Source organism: Kocuria rhizophila DC2201 (genome assembly GCF_000010285.1).
GTDB classification, from domain to species: Bacteria; Actinomycetota; Actinomycetes; order Actinomycetales; family Micrococcaceae; genus Kocuria; species Kocuria rhizophila_A.
The window spans coordinates 289,017-311,134 of the sequence record NC_010617.1 but is presented as its reverse complement, the minus strand read 5'-3'; the positions used below and the strand labels follow the sequence as shown (position 1 = coordinate 311,134).

At 70.7% G+C, this 22,118-nt stretch carries 23 protein-coding genes; 16 read left to right on the top strand and 7 right to left on the bottom strand.

Annotated features, from left to right (window positions below; all coding sequences use genetic code 11):
• Positions 1–61: 61 nt before the first annotated feature.
• Genes KRH_RS01345 through KRH_RS01335 form a run of 3 tightly spaced genes read left to right on the top strand, consistent with a single transcriptional unit; the run spans position 62 to position 1,834 of the window.
• Positions 62–577 (top strand): MarR family winged helix-turn-helix transcriptional regulator, encoded by a 516-nt coding sequence (locus tag KRH_RS01345; RefSeq protein ID WP_012397354.1) that lies wholly within the window; start codon positions 62–64, stop codon positions 575–577.
• Positions 570–1,478 carry a hypothetical protein gene (locus KRH_RS01340; RefSeq protein WP_012397353.1) on the top strand — a complete coding sequence of 303 codons (909 nt, stop codon included), beginning with the start codon at positions 570–572 and terminating at the stop codon, positions 1,476–1,478. The genes KRH_RS01345 and KRH_RS01340 overlap by 8 nt, the downstream gene beginning before the upstream one ends.
• A complete protein-coding gene (locus KRH_RS01335; RefSeq protein WP_012397352.1) occupies positions 1,475–1,834 on the top strand; it encodes a Rieske 2Fe-2S domain-containing protein in 360 nt (119 codons plus the stop codon). The genes KRH_RS01340 and KRH_RS01335 overlap by 4 nt, the downstream gene beginning before the upstream one ends.
• Before the next feature lie 13 nt (positions 1,835–1,847).
• Here the strand turns inward: KRH_RS01335 and KRH_RS01330 are convergent, their stop codons facing one another.
• Both KRH_RS01330 and KRH_RS01325 read right to left on the bottom strand, forming a co-directional pair.
• Positions 1,848–2,504: a response regulator gene (locus tag KRH_RS01330; RefSeq protein WP_012397351.1), complete on the bottom strand. Its 657-nt coding sequence runs from the start codon at positions 2,502–2,504 to the stop codon at positions 1,848–1,850.
• Positions 2,501–4,216 (bottom strand): sensor histidine kinase, encoded by a 1,716-nt coding sequence (locus KRH_RS01325; protein WP_012397350.1) that lies wholly within the window; start codon positions 4,214–4,216, stop codon positions 2,501–2,503. The genes KRH_RS01330 and KRH_RS01325 overlap by 4 nt, the downstream gene beginning before the upstream one ends.
• A 173-nt stretch (positions 4,217–4,389) precedes the next feature.
• On the opposite strand from KRH_RS01325, the gene KRH_RS01320 reads away from it, so the two are divergent.
• From KRH_RS01320 to cls, 7 genes are all read left to right on the top strand, one after another.
• Positions 4,390–5,760, top strand: a complete 1,371-nt coding sequence (locus KRH_RS01320) for a CitMHS family transporter (protein WP_012397349.1) — start codon at positions 4,390–4,392, stop codon at positions 5,758–5,760.
• A 73-nt stretch (positions 5,761–5,833) separates the two neighbouring features.
• Positions 5,834–6,532, top strand: a complete 699-nt coding sequence (locus KRH_RS01315; protein ID WP_012397348.1) for a pentapeptide repeat-containing protein — start codon at positions 5,834–5,836, stop codon at positions 6,530–6,532.
• Between the two features lie 148 nt (positions 6,533–6,680).
• A complete protein-coding gene (purS, locus tag KRH_RS01310; RefSeq protein ID WP_012397347.1) occupies positions 6,681–6,938 on the top strand; it encodes a phosphoribosylformylglycinamidine synthase subunit PurS in 258 nt (85 codons plus the stop codon).
• A 2-nt stretch (positions 6,939–6,940) separates the two neighbouring features.
• Positions 6,941–7,732, top strand: a complete 792-nt coding sequence (gene purQ, locus KRH_RS01305) for a phosphoribosylformylglycinamidine synthase subunit PurQ (protein ID WP_041297264.1) — start codon at positions 6,941–6,943, stop codon at positions 7,730–7,732.
• A gap of 142 nt (positions 7,733–7,874) precedes the next feature.
• Complete coding sequence (gene purL, locus KRH_RS01300; protein ID WP_012397345.1) at positions 7,875–10,172, top strand: phosphoribosylformylglycinamidine synthase subunit PurL; 2,298 nt, start codon at positions 7,875–7,877, stop codon at positions 10,170–10,172.
• A gap of 109 nt (positions 10,173–10,281) precedes the next feature.
• Positions 10,282–10,743, top strand: coding sequence for a GNAT family N-acetyltransferase (locus tag KRH_RS01295; protein ID WP_041297263.1), 462 nt, complete (start codon positions 10,282–10,284; stop codon positions 10,741–10,743).
• Between the two features lie 12 nt (positions 10,744–10,755).
• Complete coding sequence (gene cls / locus KRH_RS01290; protein WP_012397343.1) at positions 10,756–12,246, top strand: cardiolipin synthase; 1,491 nt, start codon at positions 10,756–10,758, stop codon at positions 12,244–12,246.
• A gap of 242 nt (positions 12,247–12,488) precedes the next feature.
• Here the strand turns inward: cls and KRH_RS01285 are convergent, their stop codons facing one another.
• Positions 12,489–13,553 carry an alcohol dehydrogenase gene (locus KRH_RS01285; protein ID WP_012397342.1) on the bottom strand — a complete coding sequence of 355 codons (1,065 nt, stop codon included), beginning with the start codon at positions 13,551–13,553 and terminating at the stop codon, positions 12,489–12,491.
• Between the two features lie 255 nt (positions 13,554–13,808).
• Here KRH_RS01285 and KRH_RS01280 point away from each other — a divergent pair, with 255 nt between their 5' ends.
• Both KRH_RS01280 and KRH_RS01275 read left to right on the top strand, forming a co-directional pair.
• Positions 13,809–14,363, top strand: coding sequence for a DinB family protein (locus KRH_RS01280; RefSeq protein WP_012397341.1), 555 nt, complete (start codon positions 13,809–13,811; stop codon positions 14,361–14,363).
• A 98-nt stretch (positions 14,364–14,461) separates the two neighbouring features.
• Positions 14,462–15,163 (top strand): AbiV family abortive infection protein, encoded by a 702-nt coding sequence (locus KRH_RS01275; RefSeq protein ID WP_040364787.1) that lies wholly within the window; start codon positions 14,462–14,464, stop codon positions 15,161–15,163.
• On the opposite strand, the gene KRH_RS01270 is transcribed toward KRH_RS01275, so the two are convergent.
• Both KRH_RS01270 and KRH_RS01265 read right to left on the bottom strand, forming a co-directional pair.
• A complete protein-coding gene (locus tag KRH_RS01270; protein ID WP_012397339.1) occupies positions 15,097–16,143 on the bottom strand; it encodes an IS481-like element ISKrh1 family transposase in 1,047 nt (348 codons plus the stop codon). The two genes, KRH_RS01275 and KRH_RS01270, sit on opposite strands and share 67 nt — an antisense overlap.
• Complete coding sequence (locus KRH_RS01265) at positions 16,140–16,595, bottom strand: DoxX family protein (protein ID WP_012397338.1); 456 nt, start codon at positions 16,593–16,595, stop codon at positions 16,140–16,142. Before KRH_RS01265 ends, KRH_RS01270 begins: the two co-directional genes overlap by 4 nt.
• Positions 16,596–16,678: 83 nt before the next feature.
• Here KRH_RS01265 and KRH_RS11975 point away from each other — a divergent pair, with 83 nt between their 5' ends.
• Positions 16,679–17,230, top strand: a complete 552-nt coding sequence (locus KRH_RS11975; RefSeq protein ID WP_012397337.1) for a TetR/AcrR family transcriptional regulator — start codon at positions 16,679–16,681, stop codon at positions 17,228–17,230.
• A 354-nt stretch (positions 17,231–17,584) separates the two neighbouring features.
• Here the strand turns inward: KRH_RS11975 and KRH_RS01260 are convergent, their stop codons facing one another.
• On the bottom strand, positions 17,585–17,998 hold the full coding sequence (locus KRH_RS01260) for a hypothetical protein (RefSeq protein ID WP_012397336.1): 414 nt from the start codon (positions 17,996–17,998) through the stop codon (positions 17,585–17,587).
• 282 nt (positions 17,999–18,280) lie between these two features.
• Here KRH_RS01260 and KRH_RS01255 point away from each other — a divergent pair, with 282 nt between their 5' ends.
• Together KRH_RS01255 and KRH_RS01250 are read left to right on the top strand one after the other, a co-directional pair.
• Positions 18,281–19,300, top strand: coding sequence for a hypothetical protein (locus KRH_RS01255; protein WP_012397335.1), 1,020 nt, complete (start codon positions 18,281–18,283; stop codon positions 19,298–19,300).
• Positions 19,300–20,016, top strand: a complete 717-nt coding sequence (locus KRH_RS01250; protein WP_012397334.1) for a succinate dehydrogenase/fumarate reductase iron-sulfur subunit — start codon at positions 19,300–19,302, stop codon at positions 20,014–20,016. The genes KRH_RS01255 and KRH_RS01250 overlap by 1 nt, the downstream gene beginning before the upstream one ends.
• Before the next feature lie 113 nt (positions 20,017–20,129).
• On the opposite strand, the gene KRH_RS12745 is transcribed toward KRH_RS01250, so the two are convergent.
• Positions 20,130–20,699: a hypothetical protein gene (locus KRH_RS12745; RefSeq protein ID WP_126341227.1), complete on the bottom strand. Its 570-nt coding sequence runs from the start codon at positions 20,697–20,699 to the stop codon at positions 20,130–20,132.
• Between the two features lie 156 nt (positions 20,700–20,855).
• Between KRH_RS12745 and KRH_RS01240 the strand changes: the two genes are divergently transcribed.
• Positions 20,856–22,106, top strand: a complete 1,251-nt coding sequence (locus tag KRH_RS01240; protein WP_012397332.1) for a YkvI family membrane protein — start codon at positions 20,856–20,858, stop codon at positions 22,104–22,106.
• Positions 22,107–22,118 lie beyond the last annotated feature (12 nt).

Genomic DNA, 22,118 nt, shown 5'->3' with positions numbered 1-22,118 from the left:
CGCCCCCGCAGCCGCGCCGGGCCCGGCGGACGGGGCCCCGTCCGCTGCGGCACGCAACCCCGTGGCCTCCCCCGACCACCGGGACGCCGCCCCAGCCCAGGGCACCGTCCCGCCCCAGGACCCGGCCGACGACCCGCTGGCGCTGTCCAACCAGTTGTGCTTCTCCCTGTCCGTGGCCTCGCGCATGGTGGTGCACAGCTACCGCCCGGTCCTGGAGCCGCTGGGGCTGACCCATCCGCAGTACCTGGTGATGCTGGCCCTGTGGGACCGCCACCCGCGCACGGTCAAGGACCTCGGCGAGGACCTCATGCAGGACTCGGCCACTCTCTCCCCGCTGCTCAAGCGCCTGGAGGCCCGGGGGCTCATCACCCGGGAGCGGGACCCGGGCAACGAGCGCGCCCTGGCCGTGACCGTCACACCCGAGGGGGCGGCGCTGAGGGAGCGGGCCGTGCAGGTCCCGGAGGAGATGATGCAGCGGCTGCGGGTCACCGCGGAGCAGGTGCAGCGGCTCAACGAGGAGATGCACCTGTTGATCGTCACCTCGAAGGAGAACGCGCAGGACGGCACCCGTGCCTGAGGTCCTCACCCGTGAGGAGTGGACCCGCAGGGAACGGGCCCACCGGCACCGGGTCTCCCGCTGGACCGAACCGTTCCTGGACCGCCGTTCCCGCGGGGAGAAGCACCCTGTGGAGGACTTCCTCTTCACCTACTACACGCTCTCCCCCGCGCAGTTCACCCGCTGGCACCCGGGCCCCGGGGTCGTCCTGCTGGACGCCCCCGAGCGTGCGGACTGGAAGTTCTACCGCCCCGCGACCGCCGCAGAGCCCACGGCGCCGGGCGTGCGGGAGGGCGCGAGCGGCGTCGTCGTGGATGCGCGCGCGTTCCTCGCCAAGCGGGAGACGGCCGTGAGGTTCACGCGCGAGATCCTGGCGAACACCGCGGCGAAGCCCGGCACGTTCGACTGCTTCGGGCTGCACGAGTGGGCCATGGCCTACCGCGCGGAGGAGAACGGCGTGCGCCACGAGAACGCGGCGCTGCGCCTGGGCGCGAGCGGCACGGACGCCGTGGTGCAGAGCCACCGGATCCGCTGCTCGCACTTCGACGCGTACCGCTTCTTCCAGCCGCAGGCCGTGGAGCGCAACGAGCTGCGGCCCACGCGCGAGACCCAGCGCACCATGGAGCAGCCCGGGTGCCTGCACGCGAGCATGGACCTCTACAAGTGGGCGTACAAGCTGCTGCCCGCGGTGGACTCGGAGCTGCTCGCGGACTGCTTCGAGCTCGCGTGGGACGTGCGCGTCACGGACATGGAGGCCTCCCCGTACGACCTCGCGGACCGGGGCTACGAGCCCGTGCGGATCGAGACGCCCGAGGGCAAGGCCGAGTACGTGCGGCGCCAGCGCGCGTTCGCCGCGCGCGGCACGCAGCTGCGGCAGCGTCTGGTCGCCGCCACGGACCGCATCCTGGAGGCCGCCGCGTGAGCTGGCAGCAGGTTCCCGACGCCGCCGCGGTGACCCGCGCACTCGCGGCACCGTCCAGCGCGGTCCCGGTGCGGGTCGGGGACACCGCCCTGGTGCTCACCCGGGACGCCGCCGGGACCCTGCGGGCCCTGCGCAACGAGTGCCCGCACCAGGGCGCCACGGTGTGCCGGGCCGCGGAGCACGGGGCGGATGTGTTGGAGTGTCCCAACCACTACTGGGTCTTCGACCTCGCGGGGGCGTTCCAGGGCTCGCGACTGGCCCTGGACCTGGGACGCACCGCACCGCCCGACCCCGCCAAGAACCTGCCGGAGCTCCCGTGCCGGGAGGTGGCCGGACTTCTCGAGGTGGACGTGTGAGTCCCGGCCGGGCTCAGTCCCGCGCCACGTAGCGGTGCTCCGGGCGGCCCCGGCTGCCGTAGCGCAGCTCGAGCTGCACCGCGCCCCGCTGCACCATCTGGGAGAGGTAGCGCTGGGCGGTGGCCCGGGAGATCCCCACCGCGCGGGCCACGTCCATCACGGTGACCTCGCCGCCGTCCGCAACGGCATCCGCCACCGCGGACTCGGTGGCCGAGGCCGCGGTGCCCGCCGGGGCGTCGTCGGAACCCGTCATGGCACGCCGGGCGCGGTCGATCGCGGACTGGCTCAGGGGCCCGGGGGCGTCCAGCTGGCGCCGGTAGCGCGCGTAGGCCCGCAGCTTGGCCTTGAGCACCTCGGGCTCGAAGGGCTTGAGCAGGTACGCGAGCGCCCCGCGCCGGAACGCCGCCGCCACGGTCGCGCGCTCCGAAGCGGCCGAGAGCACGAAGGCATCCACGTCCACGGCGCGCAGCACGTCCAGCCCGGAGCCCTGGGGGAAGTAGACGTCCACGAGCATGAGGTCCGGGCGGTGCTCCTCGACGGCGGCCGCCACCGCGCGCAGGTCGTGCACCGGGGGCAGCGCCTCGAAGCCGGGCACGGCGTTCACGTAGCCCACGTGGAGGGCAGCCACGTGGAAGTCGTCGTCGATGATCAGGACTCTGAGGTCGCTCACGGGCTCTCCTCCGGGAAGTGGGGTGCGGTGTCAGCGGTGATGAGGACCCCGGGCAGGCGTGCCGCGAAGACCGCCCCGAGCCCGTCCTCCGCGCCGCCGGGGTCCGCGAGCCACACGTCCCCGCCCATGGTGCGGGCGAGCCTGCGGGACAGGCTGAGCCCCACGCCGTGGCCGTGCACCCCGGACTCGGCGCCCGCGCGGGTGCTCACGCCGGAGGCGAAGATGTCCAGGCCGGGGGCCACCCCGGCGCCGGAGTCCGCCACGGCGAGGTGCAGCGTGGAGCCCTCGCTGAGCAGGTCCACCTCCACCCACCGCTCGTCCCGCCGGGCGGGGGCGGAGTCGATGACCGCGGCCACCGCGTTGTCCACGAGGTTGCCGAGGATCGCGGTGACGTCCTGCGCCTCCACGAGCTGGCCCTCCAGCGCCGTCTCCAGACCCACCCGCAGCTGCACACCGCGCTCGTGGGCCTGCACGCCCTTGGCGCCGATGAACGCGCGCAGGAACGGCTCCTCGACCGCGGTGACGTTCTCCACCGGGTCCCGCACGGGCCCCGAGGCCATGATCTCCGCGACGTACTGCCGGGCGTGCTCGTGCTCTCCGTTGCCCAGCAGCCCGGAGAAGGTGTGCAGCCGGTTGGCGAACTCGTGGCGCTGGGCGCGCAGGGCATCGGTGATGGCCTGCATGGCGCTGAGCCGGCTGCGCAGGTCCTCCAGGGCCGTGAGGTCCCGCAGCATGACCACCTGCCCCAGGTCCACGCCGTCCCGGTGCACGCTCTGCACCTGCGCGCGGATCGTGCGGTGGGAGGTGTCCAAGCGCACCACGGACTCCTCCGGCGCACCCCCGCTGCGCTGGCGGGTGATCGCGTCCGTCAGGGCGGGGTCGAAGCCCACCTCGGTGTACGGGCGGCCGACGACGTCCGCGGCCTCAGTGCGCCGCGGCAGCTCGAGCAGCACCCGGGCGGCCTTGTTGCGGATGCTGATCCGCCCGTCCGGGCCGATGCCGATCACCCCGTCCTCCACGCCGTAGAGCACGGCCTCCTGGTCCCGCACCAGCTGCGCCATCTCCTCGGGCTCCAGCCCCAGGGTGGTGCGGCGCAGCCACCGGACCAGCAGGGCCGCGGCCCCCGCGGCGAGCGCCATGGCCAGTGCCGCGATGATGAGGATGGACACGACCGCCTGCTGCAGCTGCCCGGTGACGGTGGCCACGGGCACGCCCACGCTGACCTCGCCGACCACGCGCTCGCCCTGGCGCACGGGGACCTTCGCCCGCACGGACTCCCCCAGGGTCCCGGCGTCGCGGGACACGGACTCGCGCCCGCCGAGGGCGTCCGGGGCGGTGCTGACCGGCTGCCCGAGGGAGCCGGGGTTGGGGTGGGACATCCTGATGCCCTGGTCGTTGGTGACCACCACGAACAGTGCACCGGTGCCCTGACGGACCGCCTCCCCGCGCTGCTGCACCGACCCCTTCACGAGGGTCCCGGCGTCCAGGTGCTGGGCGCCGGACTCGCGCGCCACCGCGCTCACGAGCACCGGGTCCGCGGCGAGGGTGCGTCCGATGCCCAGGGCCTCCTGCTCCGACTGGTCGTACACGCGCTCGACCGTGAGCACGAGCACCGCCGCGAGGCACAGCACCACGATCCCGGCCACGATGCCGAGCAGCACCACCATCATGCGGGTGGTGAACGTCCCCGCAGGGGTGCGCGCCGTGCTCATGCGCTCATCCTAGGGTGCGCCACACCACTGAGCAGAATGAGCACAAACGTGTCAATGAGCACAACCCCCGGCAATGAGCACAACGGGGACGTGACCGGGCTCTCACTCGTACGGTGTGATCAGCCGCACGTTCGCCGTGCACCCATCCCACCCACAGACCCCAGGAGAGACTCATGCTGGTCGTACTCGGGTTCCTGATGATCGCCACGTTCATGGGCCTCATCATGACCAAGCGGCTCACACCGCTGCTCGCCCTCATCATCGTGCCCACCGTGTTCGGCCTCTTCGCGGGCGCCGGGCTGGGCATCGGGGACATGGTCATGGACTCCGTCAAGGACATGTCCTCCACCGCCGCGCTGCTGATGTTCGCGATCATCTACTTCGGCCTGATGATCGACGTGGGCCTGTTCGACAAGCTCGTGAACCTCATCGTGCGCGCCACCGGCCACGATCCCGCCAAGGTGGTGGTGGGCACCATGATCCTCACCGCCCTGGTCTCCCTGGACGGGGACGGCTCCACCACGTACATCGTGGTCACCGCGGCCATGCTGCCCGTGTACCAGCGCCTGGGCCTGAGCCCCGTGGTGCTCACGTGCATCGCCGGTCTGACCAACGGTGCCCTGAACATCGTCCCGTGGGGCGGACCCACCGCCCGCGCCGCCGCCGCGCTGCACGTGGAGGCCACGGACATCTTCCTGCCCATGCTGCCCTCCCTGGCCGCGGGCCTGGTGGTCATCTTCGTCTTCGCCGTGCTGCTGGGCCGCTCCGAACGACGCCGCCTGGCCACTGCCGATCCCGCCCGCTGGGGCCGCGGCGCGGCCGTGGGCGTCGGTGCCCCCGGCACGGGCACGTCCCGCTCGAACACCCCGCTGCTGACCGGCGAGGGCCTCACCGACACCGCCCTGGACCCCAACCGCGAGTCCCTGCGCCCCCGCCTGTTCTGGTTCAACCTGGCCATGACCGTGGCCGTGATGGTGCTGCTCGTGGCGGACGTGGTGCCCCTGCCGTACCTGTTCATGGTGGCCAGCGCGATCGCCCTGGTGGTGAACTTCCCCAAGATGTCGGACCAGGGCAAGATGCTCGCGTCCCACTCCTCCTCCGTGATCGCGGTGGTGTCCATGGTGATGGCCGCGGCCGTGCTCACCGGCATTCTCTCCGGCACGGGCATGGTGGAGGCCATGTCCAAGTGGCTCGTGGAGGTCATCCCCTCCTCGATGGGCCCGTACATGGCGGTGCTGACCGGGCTGATCAGCATCCCGGCCACGTTCTTCATGAGCAACGACGCCTTCTACTTCGGCATCCTGCCGGTGCTCACCGAGACCGGCGCGCACTACGGGATCCCCGCGGTGGACATGGCCCGCGCGTCCATCACGGGCCAGCCGGTGCACATGCAGTCCCCGCTGGTGCCGGCCATCCTGCTGCTCGTGTCCCTCGCCGGGGTGCAGCTGGGCGACCACCACAAGAAGGTGCTGTGGCGCGCCCTGGTGGTCTCGCTCGTCATGCTGGTCGTGGCCGTGGTGGTGGGTGCGGTGACCATCGGCTGAGTGCGCCTCCCCCACCGCTTCGAGCGGGTCCACCTCCGGGTGGGCCCGCTCGTCCCGTGCGTACAGTGGCCCCATGAACCCTGCGGCCCGCCGTCCGTCACACCGCCCACCCCGCACGTCACCGGGTGACGACGCCGCGGAGCCCCGGCTCGCACCGTGCCGGCCCCGCGCGGTGGAGGTCTTCTCCGGGGACGTCCGCGCGGAGGACGCGCTGGAGGGCCTCACGGTCGACGACGCCGCATGGGCCGGGCTGGACCTGCACGGCCTCACGCTGCTGGACTGCGACGTGCGCGGCGCGGACCTGGACGGCACGGTGCTGCAGGGCGCACGGCTGCGCGACACCGCGGTGCAGGTCGCCCATGCCCCCACCCTGGACGCCCCGGACTCCTCCTGGTCCACGGTCACGCTGCACGACAGCCGTGCGGGCGCGGCCGTGCTGCACGGCAGCACCTGGTCCTCCGTGCTGGTGGTCGGGTGCCGGATCGACTTCCTCAACCTGCGCGACGCCTCCCTCCAGGACGTCGTCTTCGAACGGTGCACGTTCCGGGACGTGGACCTGGTCAGCGCCCGGGCGCAGCGTGTGGCCTTCCGCGAGTGCAGCGCGCAGTCCCTCGACGTCCGATCGGCGCAGCTGCAGGCAGTGGACCTGCGCGGCCTGGAGTTCCACCAGCTGGACGGCCTGGAGTCCCTGCGGGGGAGCGTCGTCCACGAGGCCCAGCTGCAGGTTCTCGCTCCCCTGCTCGCACGGCACCTGGGGATCACGGTCCGCTGATGCCGGGGCGGGGCGCGGGCACCCACTAGAGTGGGGTGCGCAAGCTCGCGGAGCGTCGTCGTCGCCCGGGGATCCGTCCCGGATGCGCCCGGCGTGAGACGGCACCGGCTCCGCGCGGCGCACACCCCACCGCAGCAAGGAGCGTTCCATGGCCCGAATCGTCGTCGACGTCATGCCCAAGCCGGAGATCCTCGACCCGCAGGGCAAGGCGATTGCCAACGAGCTGCCCCGGATCGGGCTCAGCGGCTTCACCGAGGTCCGCCAGGGCCGCCGCTTCGAGCTCACCGTGGACGGCGAGGCCACCGAGCAGGTGCTCGCGCAGGCCCGCGAGGCTGCGGAGAAGCTGCTCTCCAACCCGGTGATCGAGGACGTGGTCAACGTCAGCGCACTGCCCGAGGAGCACTGAGCGTGGCCCAGGACCTGAGCCCCGAGCAGACGCCCCTGGTGGCGGACCTCTCCCAGCCCGCCCCGGACTCCCGCCTCGCGGACGTGCGCGTGGGCGTGGTGACCTTCCCCGGCACCCTGGACGACCGCGACGCCGCCCGCGCCGTGGAGATCGCCGGCGGCACCGCCGTGCCGCTGTGGTACGCGGACGAGGACCTGCAGGGCGTGGACGCCGTGGTCCTGCCCGGCGGCTTCTCCTACGGCGACTACCTCCGGGCGGGTGCGATCGCACGCTTCGCCCCGCTCATGGACCGGATCGTGGACGCCGCGAGCGCGGACGGCGCCATGCCCGTGCTCGGGATCTGCAACGGCTTCCAGGTGCTCACAGAGGCGCACCTGCTGCCCGGGTCCATGATCAAGAACGAGCAGCTGAAGTTCATCTGCCGGGACCAGCACCTGCGCGTGGAGACCACGGACACCGCCTGGACCGGGCGCTTCACCCCGGGCCAGGAGATCGTGGTGCCGCTGAAGAACCAGGACGGGCAGTACGTGGCGGACCAGCGCACCCTGGACGAGCTCGAGGCCGAGCACCGCGTGGCGTTCCGCTACACGGGCGGCAACCCCAACGGCTCCCGCAACGACATCGCCGGGATCACCAACGCGCGGGGCAACGTGGTGGGGCTCATGCCGCACCCCGAGCACGCCGTGGAACCCGGTTTCGGCGCGGACCTCTCCGGCGCCGGGACCGTGGGCATGCGCGAGGGCACGGACGGGCTGGACGTGTTCCTCTCCGTCCTCGAGCACCTGACCCGCTGAGGCGCCGCGCCGCGCGGGAGGCCCCGTGCGGCGTCGTCCGCTCCGGCTCGCACGCGCAGCCCCGCCACGCTCCCGCCCGCCGGGCACCGGCGCGACCGCACCACACCTCCCACCCCGGACACGTAAGGGACCCGCAGACGTCATGAGTGAAACGCACTTCAACCTGGACACCGTCGAGCACGCCGCCGCCACCCCGGACACCGAGCTGCCCTGGGCGGAACTGGGGCTCAGCGAGACCGAGTTCGGGCGGATCCAGGAGATCCTGGGCCGCCGCCCCACCGCCGCCGAGCTCGCCATGTACTCCGTGATGTGGTCCGAGCACTGCTCCTACAAGTCCTCCAAGGTGCACCTGAAGCAGTTCGGGGACAAGGTGACGGAGGAGATGCGCCGGAACCTCATGGTGGGCATCGGGGAGAACGCCGGTGTCACGGACATCGGGGACGGCTGGGCCGTGACGTTCAAGATCGAGTCCCACAACCACCCCTCCTACGTGGAGCCGTACCAGGGTGCGGCCACGGGCGTGGGCGGGATCGTGCGGGACATCATCTCCATGGGCGCCCGCCCCGTGGCCGTGATGGACCCGCTGCGCTTCGGCGCGATCGACCACCCGGACACCCAGCGCGTGGTGCACGGGATCGTGGCCGGCGTGGGCGGCTACGGCAACTCGCTGGGGCTGCCGAACATCGGAGGCGAGGTGGAGTTCGACCCCTGCTACCAGGGCAACCCGCTGGTCAACGCGCTGGCCGTGGGCGTGATGCGCCACGAGGACATCCGCCTGGCCAACGCCTCCGGCACGGGCAACAGGGTGGTGCTCTTCGGGGCGCGCACCGGCGGTGACGGCATCGGCGGTGCGTCCGTGCTGGCCTCCGAGTCCTTCGACGACTCCAAGCCCTCCAAGCGCCCCGCGGTGCAGGTGGGTGACCCGTTCGCGGAGAAGGTGCTCATCGAGTGCTGCCTGGAGCTGTTCGCCAACTCCCTGGTGGAGGGCATCCAAGACCTCGGGGCGGCGGGGATCTCCTGCGCCACCTCCGAGCTGGCCTCCAACGGGGACGGCGGGATGCGGGTGAACCTGGACGAGGTGCTGCTGCGGGACCCCTCGCTGACCCCGGGTGAGATCCTGATGTCCGAGTCCCAGGAGCGGATGATGGCCGTGGTCACCCCGGAGAAGGTCGAGGCCTTCGAGGCGGTCATGGCCAAGTGGGACGTGGAGTACTCGTGGATCGGCGAGGTCACGGACACCGGCAGGCTGGTGATCGACTACCGGGGCGAGGTGATCGTGGACGTGGATCCGCGCACCGTGGCCCACGACGGCCCCGTCTACGAGCGCCCCTACGCCCGCCCGGAGACCCAGGACGCGCTGCAGGCGGCGCACTTCACGGGGTCCCCGGAGGACGCCGCGCGCCCCTCCGGGGCGGGGCTCGGCCCGGCGCTGCTCGAGCTGATGGCCTCCCCCAACCTGTGCTCCAAGGAGTGGGTCACCAGCCAGTACGACCGCTACGTGCAGGGCAACACGGCCATGGCCATGCCCGACGACGCCGGCGTGGTCCGCGTGGACGAGCGCAGCAACCTGGGCGTGGCCCTGTCCACCGATTCCAACGGTCGCTACACCCGCCTGGACCCGTACCACGGCGCCCAGTTGGCACTCGCCCAGGCGTACCGCAACGTGGCCACCGCGGGCGCCCGCCCCGTGGCGGTCTCCGACTGCCTGAACTTCGGCTCCCCCGAGGACCCGGAGGTGATGTGGCAGTTCGCGGAGGCCGTGCGCGGTCTCGCGGACGGCTGCCAGGCCATCGGTGTGCCCGTCACGGGCGGCAACGTGTCCCTCTACAACCAGACCGGCGGCGTGGCCATCAACCCCACCCCGGTGGTGGCCATGATGGGCGTGTTCGACGACGTCACGCGCCGCACCCCCTCGGGCTGGCGCGAGGACGGCCAGGCGATCTACCTCATGGGCGAGACCGCGGACGAGCTGGACGGCTCCGAGTGGGCGCGCGTGCGCGGCCACCTGGGCGGCACACCCCCGCGCGTGGACCTGGAGCGTGAGCGCGTGCTCGCGGACATGCTGATCAACATGTCCCGGGACGGCATGATCGACGCCGCGCACGACGTCGCCGAGGGCGGGCTCGCCGCCACGCTCGCCGAGATGGCCCTGCGCTTCGGCGTGGGTGCCCGGATCGGCCTCGGCGAGGTGGCCGAGCGGGACGGCCTGGACCTGTTCACGCTGCTGTTCTCGGAGACCCAGGCGCGCGCCGTCGTGGCCGTGCCACGCTCCGAGGAGGTGCGCTTCCGGGACATGTGCACCGTGCGCAACTACCCGTTCGCGAGGATCGGCGTGGTGGACACCGAGAGCGGCTCCCTGGACTTCCAGGGCGAGTTCGCGGTGGGCCTGAAGGAGCTGCGCAGCGCCCACGAGTCCACGCTGCCTCGCCACTTCGGCTGAGGACAGGGAGACCACCGCAAGACGACAGGACGAGAGACCACGGAAGGGCCGCACCATGCCGGAGCCACTGTCGCAACCGAAACCCCCGCAGCCGTTGCACGCCGATCACATGGAGCTGCGTCCGTTCACGCGTGACGAGCTGGAGACAGCCGCGGACGCCCCCACCATGACCCACTTCGCGTGGGGCTTCTCCTCCGTGGAGAACACGGTCTGGGCGCGCAGTGCGATCGAGGCCGGGGAGCGCTTCGTCACGGAGTCCGAGCACACGTGCCTGGCCGTGGTGGAGCGCGCCTCGGGGCAGGCGGCGGGCACCGCCGACTTCACGGGCCCCGTCATGGACGGGGAGTTCGAGATGGAGAGTTCCCTGGTGCCGGGGACGCACCGCCGGGGCCCGGCCGGTGAGGCGTTGGACGCCCTCGTGGAGCGGGCCTTCGAAGTCCCGGGCGTCCGGGCCGTGTGCGCCGCCGTGCCCGAGGACATGGCACCCGCCCACCGGCTGCTGGTGGGCCGCGGCTTCGTGCGACGCCACTGCGCGGATTCTGAGATCTCGTACCGTCTGCCCCGCCCCTGACGAGACGCTGCCATGAATCCCTGGATACCCTTCGACCTGCTCCCGGCGGACACCGTCCCGGAGTGGATCCGGCTGGCGCTGGTCGCACTGGACCTGCTGCTGAAGCTCGTGGCGCTGGGTTGGATCCCCCACCAGAGGCGGCCCTCCGTGGCGCTCGCGTGGCTGCTGGGCATCTTCCTGGTGCCGTACGCGGGCATCGTGCTGTTCGTGGTGATCGGCTCCAGCCGCCTGCCCCGGGCCCGGATGGCCAAGCAGGCCCGGATGAACCACGTGATCCAGGAGAACACCCCCGAGGGCGTGACCCCGGGCCCAGAGTTCGACCGGTACCCGGAGTGGGTGCGCACCACCGCGGAGCTCAACCAGAACCTCGGGGCGCTTCCCATGGTGGGCGGCAACGACTTCGAGATCCTCCCGGACAACCACCTCGCCATGGCCCGGATGGCCGCGGAGGTGGACGCCGCCACGGACTACGTGCACTTCGAGTTCTACATCGTGGCCGTGGACCACGTCTCCCGGGACCTGCTCAACGCCCTGATCCGTGCCCACGAGCGCGGTGTGCGGGTGCGCATCCTCATCGACCACGTGGGGTCCCTGGGCTACCCCGGCTACGCGGAGCTGGTGCGCGAGTTCGACCGCTCCGGGGTGCCGTGGCGGCGGATGCTCCCCGTCCGGCCGTGGCGCGGTGAGTGGCAGCGCCCGGACCTGCGCAACCACCGCAAGATCCTGGTGGTGGACGGGCAGGTGGCCTACACCGGGTCGCAGAACATCATCCACCGCTCGTACAACAAGGCGAAGAACGTGCGGAAGGGCCGGCAGTGGAAGGACCTCATGATCCGGGGCACCGGCGCCGTGGTCACGGAGCTCAACGCGGTGTTCGTCTCGGACTGGTACTCGGAGACCGACGACCTGCTGCTGGACGAGTCCCCCGCCGCCCTCGAACAGGCCTCCGGGCCCATGTTCGCGCAGGTGGTGCCCTCCGGGCCCGGGTTCGAGACCGAGAACAACCTGCGGCTGTTCAACCACCTGATCTACAACGCCAACCACCGCGTGGTGATCTCCAGCCCGTACTTCGTGCCGGACGAGTCCCTGCTGCACGCGCTCACTACGGAGGCCCAGGCGGGGGTGCGGATCCAACTGTTCGTGGGTGAGACCTCGGACCAGTTCCTCGCGCAGCACGCCCAGAACTCCTACTACTCGGAGCTCGCGCGCGCCGGGGTGGAGATCCACCGCTACAGCTCCCCCACGGTGCTGCACGCCAAGTTCGTGCTGGTGGACGACATCGTCTCGGTGATCGGCTCCTCCAACATGGACGAGCGCTCGTTCGCCCTGGACCTCGAGGTCTCCGTGATGATCGTGGACCACGGGTTCCGCGAGCGGATGGAGCGGATCGTGGAGCAGTTCACCGCGCACTCCACGCGCCTGGACCTCGACGCCTGGGAGAAGCGGTCCCTGGGACGCAAGTTCGTGGAGAACGTCTGCCGCCTTACTTCCGGCCTGCTCTGAGCGCTTCCGACGACGACGCCGCACGGCCGGGTGGGCACCGTCCGTCCCCTCGGCGTCGCCCGACTCCGTGCTGTCCACACGGAGTCGGGCGGCCCGGGTGCGGCATGGGGGGGGGCGGGCCGCGCTGGGGGTGTGCCCGCGTGCGCGTTGTGCGCCCGGGTGCACGAACGCCGTCGCCGGCCCGTGAGATCGGGGCGGCGACGGCGTCGTCGTGCGCGGTGGGTCCAGGACCCGGTGCGGGGTCAGTCCGCCACGAGCACCGCGCGGCCGTTGAGCGTGCGGTTGCGCAGGCCGTCCAGGGACGCGTTGACCTGCTCGGCGCTGAGCGGGACCTCCATGATGGGCGGCCGGGGCAGCTCCACGTCCTGGGCGAGCTTCACGAGCTCTTTGAGCTCCGGGAGGCTGCCCACGAAGTTGCCGCGGATGTTCAGCAGGTTGAACGCCGCGAGCGCGGTGGGGAACGAGTACTGACCACCGAACAGCCCCACGCTCACCAGGGTGCCGCCGTTGGCCATGGCGAACAGCGCGGCGCTGGAGGTGTCCCCGTTGTTGACCAGGTCAATTGCCGCGGCGATCTTCTCCCCGCCGGCCGCGACGATGTCCTTGACCAGGTTCTCCCCGCCCACGGTGACGGTCGCGGAGGCGCCCACCGCGGTGGCGTTGCGCAGCGCGGCCTCGCTCATGTCCACGGCCACGATGTTCTCGTGGCCCAGGGCCTTGAGGACGGCGATGGTCATGAGTCCCACGCCGCCGGCGCCGATCACGGCCACGGGCTTGTCCGCGGGAACCGGCATGATCTTCTGCACCGCGGAGTACGAGGTCAGCCCGGAGCACGCGAGCGTGGCACCGAAGGACGGGTCGATGTCGCCCAGCGGGATCAGGTAGCGCTCTCCCGGGACGTGAACCTCCTCGGCGTAGCCGCCGTCCAGCTGCACCGAGAGGTTGCGCTTCTTCCCGCTGCAGTAGTTCTCCCGGTCCTCCTGGCACGCCTGGCACTCGCCGCACCCGATCCACGGGTAGACGATGTACTTGGTGTCACCGGGTTGCACGGTGGCGTCCGGACCGGTGGCCACCACCTCCCCCACGATCTCGTGGCCGAGCACCACGGGGTACTGGGCCCCCGCGGCGGTGAGCTCGTGGCGTCCGGCGTCGCCGAGGTCGAAGTACCCGTCCTGGCAGTGGACGTCCGAGTGGCACACTCCCGAGTTCGTGACCCGGACCAGGACGTCCGTGCCCTCCAGCGCGGGACGCTCGATGTCCATCTCCTCCGCCGGGGCACCGGGCTCTGCGTGACCGAAGACCTTCATGGCTGACTCCTTTGCAGCGTGTTCGGATGTGCACTTCACATGTGGGCTGCACTGTCACTGTAGGCCGCGTCACACCGGGAGAACACCGGCTCGCGGGACCATTTCAACTCGGGAGTAACATCTGCGCCCGGCGGCCCAGACCCCGCCCCTGCGCACCGCGACGCCGCGGGGCTGGCGCGGCCGACGAGACGGACGGGACCCGGCGGCGGCGTCCGCCGGTGTGGCGCACGGGGGTCGGGTGCCGCGAGACCTAGTGTGAGCCGCATGACATCACTCACCATGGACGAGCACGGCCGCCCGGAACCGCCCCAGCACGGGGACGAGACCACCAGCCTGTTCGGGTTCCTGGACTTCCTGCGCGCGACGATCCGCTGGAAGACGGAGGGACTGAGCACGGAACAGCTGCACAGCACTCCGCTGCCCACCACCATGACGCTGGGCGGGATGGTCAAACACCTCGCCTACGTGGAGGACCACTGGTTCTGCCACGTGCTCAGCGGGGGTGAACCGTGCTCACCGTGGGATGCCGTGGAGTGGCAGCAGGACCCCGACTGGGACTGGAACTCGGCCCCCGACGACGACGCGACGCAGCTGCGGGCCCTCTGGGCCTCCGCCGTGGAGACGTCCCGGCAGCGGTGGGTCCTCTTCGCCGCGGAGCACGCCAACCCGCTGGACGCCCCGGTGGAACGGCCCGTCGGCGGAGGCACGAGCGCGCGCTGGGTGATCACCCACATGATCGAGGAGTACGCCCGCCACTGCGGCCACGCGGACCTGTTGCGCGAGGCGCTCGACGGGGTCACGGGGGAATGAGGGGAAGCATCCCTGCCCCTGGTGCCGACGGGAACGTCTAGGTGTACTGACCGGAGACGTTGATCGAGGATCGGCCGGTGACGCGAGATACTCGCTGCATGGGCGAGCCGCAGGTTGAAGAGGTCAGCGCAGACTTCGCGCGCCGATGGTGGAAGTCCCTGATGGCGAACGCGGTGGCGCTTGTGGAGGATGCCCACGCCCTGGCGGACCGGGGCAGTGCCGGCCGGGCTCAGGCGCTCCTGGTGCTCGCGATGGAGGAAGTGGCGAAGGCACGCTGGCTTTACGAGGCCGCCGAGTGGGAGTGGAGTGCACCTTTGAGCCTCTACGGGGTGCAGCCTCACGAACCTGGCCTGGTTCGGGTTCCGGACGGCCTACGCACCACCCGCGCACCACATGCAGAAAAGCTGCAGGTGGCGGAGCAGTTTGCGTCAGGTCTGGGTGGCTTCTGGGACCCAGACCGTCGGATCGAGTACTACCAGTTGCCGGACTTGGAGACGTTCCATGGGTTGGCGCGGCAGCGGAACCTCGACAAGCAGGCTGGCTTCTATGTCGACCGTGCAGCCGACCGGATCTCCTCGCCGCTGGACATACCCGCCGGGGGGATCGTGGAGCAGATTCGTCGAGCGGCCAAGGTAGTTCAGATGCATCTGATCCAGGACCACACCCGCCAACAAGACGCCTCCGTTCCTAGCCGGATCGACTCGGCGGAGGATCTCCACTGGACGATCCTTCCCTACTCGGACCCCGAGTTCTTCACCGAGGAGCCGCCCGGCGTGGGCGTCGAAGCCACCGAAGAGTAGCCAGCCGCTCTGAGTTTGGTGAGTGGCGGCTGGTTACCGCACGCGGTATGCGGTCGCACTTCGTTGTAGTGCCCCAGCCACGGCTCGAGCGCGTCGCGGCGTTCTTGCTCGCTGGTGTAGCAGCGGGCGTAGGCCCACCCGTCGGCCATCGTCCGGTGGAAGCGCTCCACCTTCCCATTGGTCTGCGGGCGGTACGGGCAGGTCCGTTTCGGCGTGATCGACAGGCCATGGCAGGTGTCGCGCCACAGGTGCGAGCGGTACGCCCCACCGTTGTCCGACAGCACCCGCTCGATGGTGACGCCATGGCCGGCGAACCACTGCACCGCCCGGCGAAGGACGGCGACGGCAGTGACGGCGGTCTCGTCGTCGTGGACCTCGGTGTATGCGACGCGGGAGTGGTCGTCGATGACGGTGTGGACGAACGCGTACCCGAGTTTCGGGCCGCCGTACTGGTTGCGCGGCTTGCCTGGCGTGGCGGCGCGGTTCTTCTCGCCTTGGCGGCGGCCGACGTACCGCCAACCGCCACCGTCAGGGATGTTCCCGACCTTCTTCACGTCCACGTGAACCAGCGACCCGGGGTGAGGGTGCTCGTACCGGCGGACGGGCTCACCGGTGGCGCGGTCCACGTAGGACAACCGGTTCAGGCGCGCCGTGGTGAGGATGCGATGCACGGTGGACGGTGCGATGTCGAGTCGGGAAGCGAGCTGAACGGGCCCTTCCCGCAGTCGCATTCGAAGGCTCACGCAGCGCTTCGTCACCGACTTCGGGGTCTTGTTCGGCGAAGTCCTCGGGCGCGACGACCGGTCCTGCATGGACTCGCCGACCAGGTAGCGGTCGACCCATCTCTTCACGGTCGGCCATGACACTTGGAACCGCGCGGCGACTTCACTGATCGGCCAGCCGTCGTCGACGACGAGACGGGCGACCTTGAGTCGGTGTCGGGGCGTGAGAGCGGCGTTGGCGTGATGTCCTCGTGTCATGAAGCCAGAGCCACGAAGAGTGTCGCCGCGATGAAGACGCACTGCATCGCCGTTCGCTGCGGCAGGGGCGTGTTGGGTGAGTGCTCAGACCTACGGGCTTGTGACGCGTAGACATTCGCGGGGAACATCACGAACAGCAGCACGGCCAGACTGAGCGCTGCTGCCACGCGCAGCTGTCCCGCCTCGGGAGGAACGAGAAGGGCGACGGCACCCAGCAGCTCGAGCACGCCGGTGAGTGCGACCAGCGCGGCGGGATGCTTGAGAGCCGGTGGGACGATGGCGATGAGCCCTGCCCGCCGTGCAGGGAAGAAGTGGCTGGCGCCGGTCACGATGAACATGGCAGCCAGCCCCACAGCCGTGGCGGCGGGCCAGGAGGCGACGTAGCCGACGCCCAGCGCCCCCACCGCTCGGGCAAGAGTTGTGAAGACGAGTAGGACGAGCAAAGGTGCCATGGGAACTCCCTATCTAGACAATGACTAGATCAGGCTAGCCTTTGATCTGGTCGATGCCTAGATCGAACTCATAGGGTGTGGTCATGAGCGACGGATATCACCACGGCGACCTAAGACGAGCACTCCTCGACGAGTCGGCGCAGATGATCGACGAGGTTGGACCCAGTTCACTGTCGCTGCGCGAGCTTGCCCGTCGGGCCGGGGTCTCGCATGGCGCACCCGCGCATCATTTCGGCGATCGACGGGGCCTGCTCACGGCGCTAGCCGCGCAAGGTCTGCGCCTGCTTGCCGCCGATGTGGCCGCAGCCACGGCTGGTGGCTTCGACGAGGCAGCAGTCGCGTACGTCAGGTTCGCACGTGAGCACCCTGGCCACTACGCCGTGATGCACAGGCCGGAGCTGCTCCACGCCGATGACGGTGAGTTGAGTGCAGCCCGGGCATCCTCGATGGAGGCGCTTATGGCAGGCGTCGAATCAATACCCGCAGAACGCAGGGCACACCTGACAACCTCGGAAGCAGCGCACGTGGCCTGGTCCCTGGTTCACGGGCTTGCATCCCTTGCAGCCGAAGGCGCTACCCCCGATCTTCAAACAGACGATCTCGCCCGCCGCGCCGCTCGGCAACTCTTCGCGTAAGTCTTCGATCAACGTCCCCGGTTAGTACATCTAGGGGGACGCCGCCTGCCGTGCCGCCCGCACATCCCGGCGGATGTTCACGCCGATCTGCAGGAAGGCGACGAGGAACACGAGCCCGCCCAGCCGCGGCGAGTGAGAGACGTTGACCGGCCCGATGCCCAGGTCGCTGCCCGTCAGGCTGATCCCTAGAAGGAGGATGGCAACCCAGCCGACATAGGTTTGGGCGCGGTCCCACTTCCGGGCAGTGCTCCGCTTCGTGATGTTCTCCCGTCGGGGCGCTCGCGATGTTGCTATGACTCGCCTCTGGTGGCCGGGGTCCGCTGTCTGGAGATCGAAGCCATCACGGCCCCGCGCTCAGCCGTCCCGCTCCAGCAATCCCTGGTACCGCTCGGTCACAAGCTTGGAGAACAGCAGCACCAGCAGTGCCGAGACGACGCTGACCAGCACGAGCCCCACGGACCACGGCACCCACACGGAGAAGAGCGCGGCAATCACCAGCACGAACACGACGGCGGAGCAGATCTGGGTGGCCACCCGGCTCCGGGTCAGGGCCAGGAACGCGGCGTCCACGAGCGTGTCCACCATCATGAGCACCACTAGGACCACGCACGTGGCCAGGAACTGCGCCAGCAGGGTGAGCGGCCCGGTGGCCTGGTGCTCCCCGAAGACCTGCCACAGCACGTGGGGAGCCATTACCGCCAGCGGGGCTCCCGCCAGCACCAGGCACAGCTCCGCCAGCGCGCCCCATTCCTTGGCCTTGCTGCTCATGATGCACTCCTGAGCTTGGTGGGGAACGCGCGCTCGTACTCCGCCGCGAGGTGGTCGTATACGGGCTGCATGGCCTCCACGCTCACACACCACGGCCGGCACCTCAAGGGACGCACGGCGCAACCGCCCCGACCACGACGCACGGGGACGTGAGCCCGGGACGCGCCGCAGCGGCGTCGTGCGGCCCCGGCGTGGCTGCCGCACCCAGCGCGCAACGGGGAATGACCGCGTGTGACTTCCGGAACTGCCCCCACCCGCCCGAACTCCTAGGATTGGCAGGTGATGACTCCCACCACGCCTCCCCAGCGAGACCGCGCGGCCGCGCCCGGCTCCGCCGGCTCCCCGCGCGCTACAACCGCCCCCACCGCACCGCACGGGGTCGACGACGCCGCCCCGGCACCCGCGGGTGCGTGGGCACCCACCCTGGGAGCGGCGTCGAACCCGGACCTGAAACTCGCGATGGCCGCCTCCGGGACCGTGCTGAGTGTGTTCACCGTGGGGCACATGGCCGGGAACATGCAGGTCTACCTGGGCCGGGAGCGGTACAACCGGTACGCGCTGCTGCTGCGCCACGCGGGCGCGCCGGTCCTGCCCACGAACACGCTGCTGTGGGCGGCGCGCATCGGGCTGCTCACGAGCGCCGGCGTGCACGTTCTCGCGGGAACCGAGCTCACGCTGCGCAGCATGCGCCGGGAGGGTCGCACCGTGACGAGCACCGTCCGGCAGGTCACCCGGCAGATCGCCACGGGGGTGGACCGGCGCCCCCACCTCGCGCTGCCCGGGCGACCCGGGGGCGTGCCCGAGCAGTCAGCCGGAATGCCGACGAGCAGACCGCAGGTCTACCGCCGCGCGCCGCTCGACGGCGCCTTCCTCCCGGGCCGCTTCGAGGCCGACGCACCCCGTCGTCGCCCCCGGGGACGACGCCGCTCGGTCCCCCGGGTCATCGCCCGCTCCATGCGCTCCACGGGTGCGGTGCTCGGCCTGTTCGTGACCTACCACGTGCTGGACCTGACCACGGGCACCCGCCCGGCGGCGGCGCGCTCCTTCGAGCACGGGGACGCCTACGGGAACCTGGTGGGCAGCCTCTCCCGGCCCGTGGTGGCGGTGTTCTACACGGCCTCCATGGCCGCGCTGGCCGGGCACATGGTCCACGGGCTCCGCACGGCCGCGCTGGACACCGGGCTGTCGGGGACCGCGGAACGCGTGCGCCAGGTGGACGTGGCCGCGAAGGCCGCGGGCGCCGTCGTTGCCGTGGGCAACGCAAGTATTCCCCTGGCCGTATTCTTAAAGGTGGTGCGCTGATGCTGCTGACCGTTCATGTGTGGCGCCAGCCGGACGCCGACACCCCCGGGGGCTTCGAGACCGTCCACCCCGTCCAGGCGCGCGAGGACATGAGCGTCCTCGAGCTGCTGGACTCCGTCAACGAGACGCTTGAGCGCCAGGGTGAAGAGCCGGTGAGCTTCGACGACGGCTGTCGCGAGGGCATCTGCGGCAAGTGCGGCGTGACCGTGGACGGTGTCCCGCACGGCCCGGACCGCAACAGGGCCTCGTGCATGCAGTCCCTGAACGCATACCGGGACGGGGACGAGATCTTCGTCGAGCCCATGCGCGCGGGGGCGCTGCCGGTCAAGAAGGACCTGGCCGTGGACAAGAAGTCCCTGCGTCGGGTGTCCAAGGAGGCCAAGTTCCCGCTGGCCATGAAGGCGCTGAACACTGCGGGCTGCATCAGCTGCGGGGCGTGCATCGCCGCGTGCCCCAACGGTTCCGGGCAGCTGTTCGTGGGGACCATGCTCAAGCACCTGCCGCCGCTGGCCAAGAACCCCGAGGAGCGCGACGAGCGCGCCGCCAAGGTGCTGGACGCCGCGGACCAGGAGTTCGGGCCGTGCTCCCTGCTGGGCGACTGCACGGAGGTGTGCCCGGCGGGGCTGCCGCTGGAGAACCTCACGTCGGTGGCCCGGGAGAACCTGCACCGTAGCTTCCCGGACCGGTACCCGGCGCCCGGGGACCCGCAGGACTGACGCGGCACCCCGGGGCACCCGGGCATGCCGCACGCGTGCGTTGCTGGTGCGGCTTGCTCCGGCGCGCGCTGGTGGTAACGCCCGCTCAGGCCCGCTGTGGTGGTGCCACCCGCTCAGGAGAGCCGCAGCACCGCGGCCGCGCGCCGCCACCCCTGGGGCTCACGCCCGGGAACGTCCTCCTCGGGCACCACGGTGTAGAGCCGCTGCGCGTCCGCCAGGAAGGCCTCGTTGGCCATCGCGGACACCAGCGGGTCCACCACCTCCGCGGGGTCCCGGTCCTCGGCGGTGCCCGCGACCAGCGGCCCCATGAACGCCACGTCCCCCTGCACGGAGAGGGTCGAGTGCGCCACGGGGCAGCCCCACTCGTCCACCTCGAAGCGCAGGTGGTCCCCCATGGGGGCGTCGAACATCCCGGCGTCCCCGGGCAAGTCCAGCCCGCGGTCCAGCTCCTGGACGTCACCGCTCAGCAGCACCTCGGTGGCGAGCACCTCCCGGCCCGCCGCCCGTGCCGCAGCCCGGACCCCCTCCGCCTGCCCGGGGCCGCACACGAGCACCGCACCGTGACCGCGCCCACCGGGCAGGGCGCCGTCCCACGCCCGCACCTCGCGCGGCGAAGCGTCCTGCGCGACCGCGTTCCACCCCGCCGCCCAGGCCTCCAGATCCGACTGCCACTGCTGCACCACGGCCACTCCCTCCACTCGTCGTCCGCCCTCGAGTATCCCACCGCCGCGGGGCCCGGGCGATCCGGCTCCGGCGCACTCTCTATGCTTGGCCCGACAGGTTGTCACGCCGCGGCGTGCGCGCCACGACATTCACCCACCACTCGAGGAGATGCTCTCGTGTCCGCCAAGAAAACCCTCCAAGTCGCCCTGGCCTTCATCGGCCTCATGGTGGGCGCCGGCTTCGCCACGGGACAGGAAGTCATCCAGTACTTCGTCTCGTTCGGTCTCTGGGGGCTCGCGGGAGCCGTCATGGCGGGCATCCTGATGATCACGGCGGGAGCGGTGATCATCAACATCGGCAGCTACTTCCTGGCCGACGAGCACCTGAGGGTGTTCCGCTCCGTCTCCGCCCCCGTGGTCTCCCGCTTCCTGGACATCTCCGTGTCCCTCACCCTGCTGGCCATGGGCATCGTGATGCTCGCCGGCGCGGGCTCCACCCTGGAGCAGCAGTTCGGGCTCCCGGCGTGGATCGGCTCCGCGATCATGGTGGCCATCGTGATGCTCACCGGTCTGCTGGACGTCAACAAGGTCACCAACATCATCTCCGGCGTGACCCCGGTGATCTTCGTGGCCGTGATCGTGGCGTTCGTCTACACCCTCATGCAGCTGCCCGTGGACCTCGGCGCCATGAGCGATCTGGCCGTGCAGGCCGACTCCCCCGTGAGCCCGTGGTGGCTCTCCGCGATCAACTACACCTGCATGGCGCTGATGCTGGGCGTGTCCATGTCCCTGATGATCGGCGGCAACACCCTGGACCCGCGCGACGCCGGGCGCGGCGGCCTGCTGGGCGGCGTGGTCTACACGATCCTGCTGGTGATGAACGCGTTCGCGCTGCTCGTGAACTTCAACGCCGTGGGGGACGCGGACGTCCCCATGCTCAAGCTCTTCGAGAGCATGCACCCGGTGGCCTCCCTGGCCATGGTGCTCGTGACCTTCCTGATGATCTACAACACCACCATCAGCATGTTCTACGCGCTGGGCCGCCGCATGACAGTCAACCACCGCAAGCGCTACGTCCCCGTGTTCCTGGGCATCTGCGCCCTGGGCTACGTGATCAGCCTGGTGGGCTTCGGCACGCTGATGAGCGTGGTCTACCCGGTGATCGGCTACGTGGGCATGATCCTGGTGGTCGTCATGTTCGTGTGGTGGTTCCGCAACCGCAAGGCCATCGGTGTCGAGGCCGGGCGCCGTACCCGCATCCGCGCCCTCATGACCAAGCGTGGTGACGAGAGCAAGGAGTTCACCGAGTACAACGAGAACCAGCTGCGCGACGCCACCGAGGAGTCCCCCGCGGACAACGAGGCCCTCACCGGCGCCATGGAGGTCCAGGTCAAGCGCGAGCTCGGCGAGGACAAGTCCTCCTCCTGACGACGCCGCCGG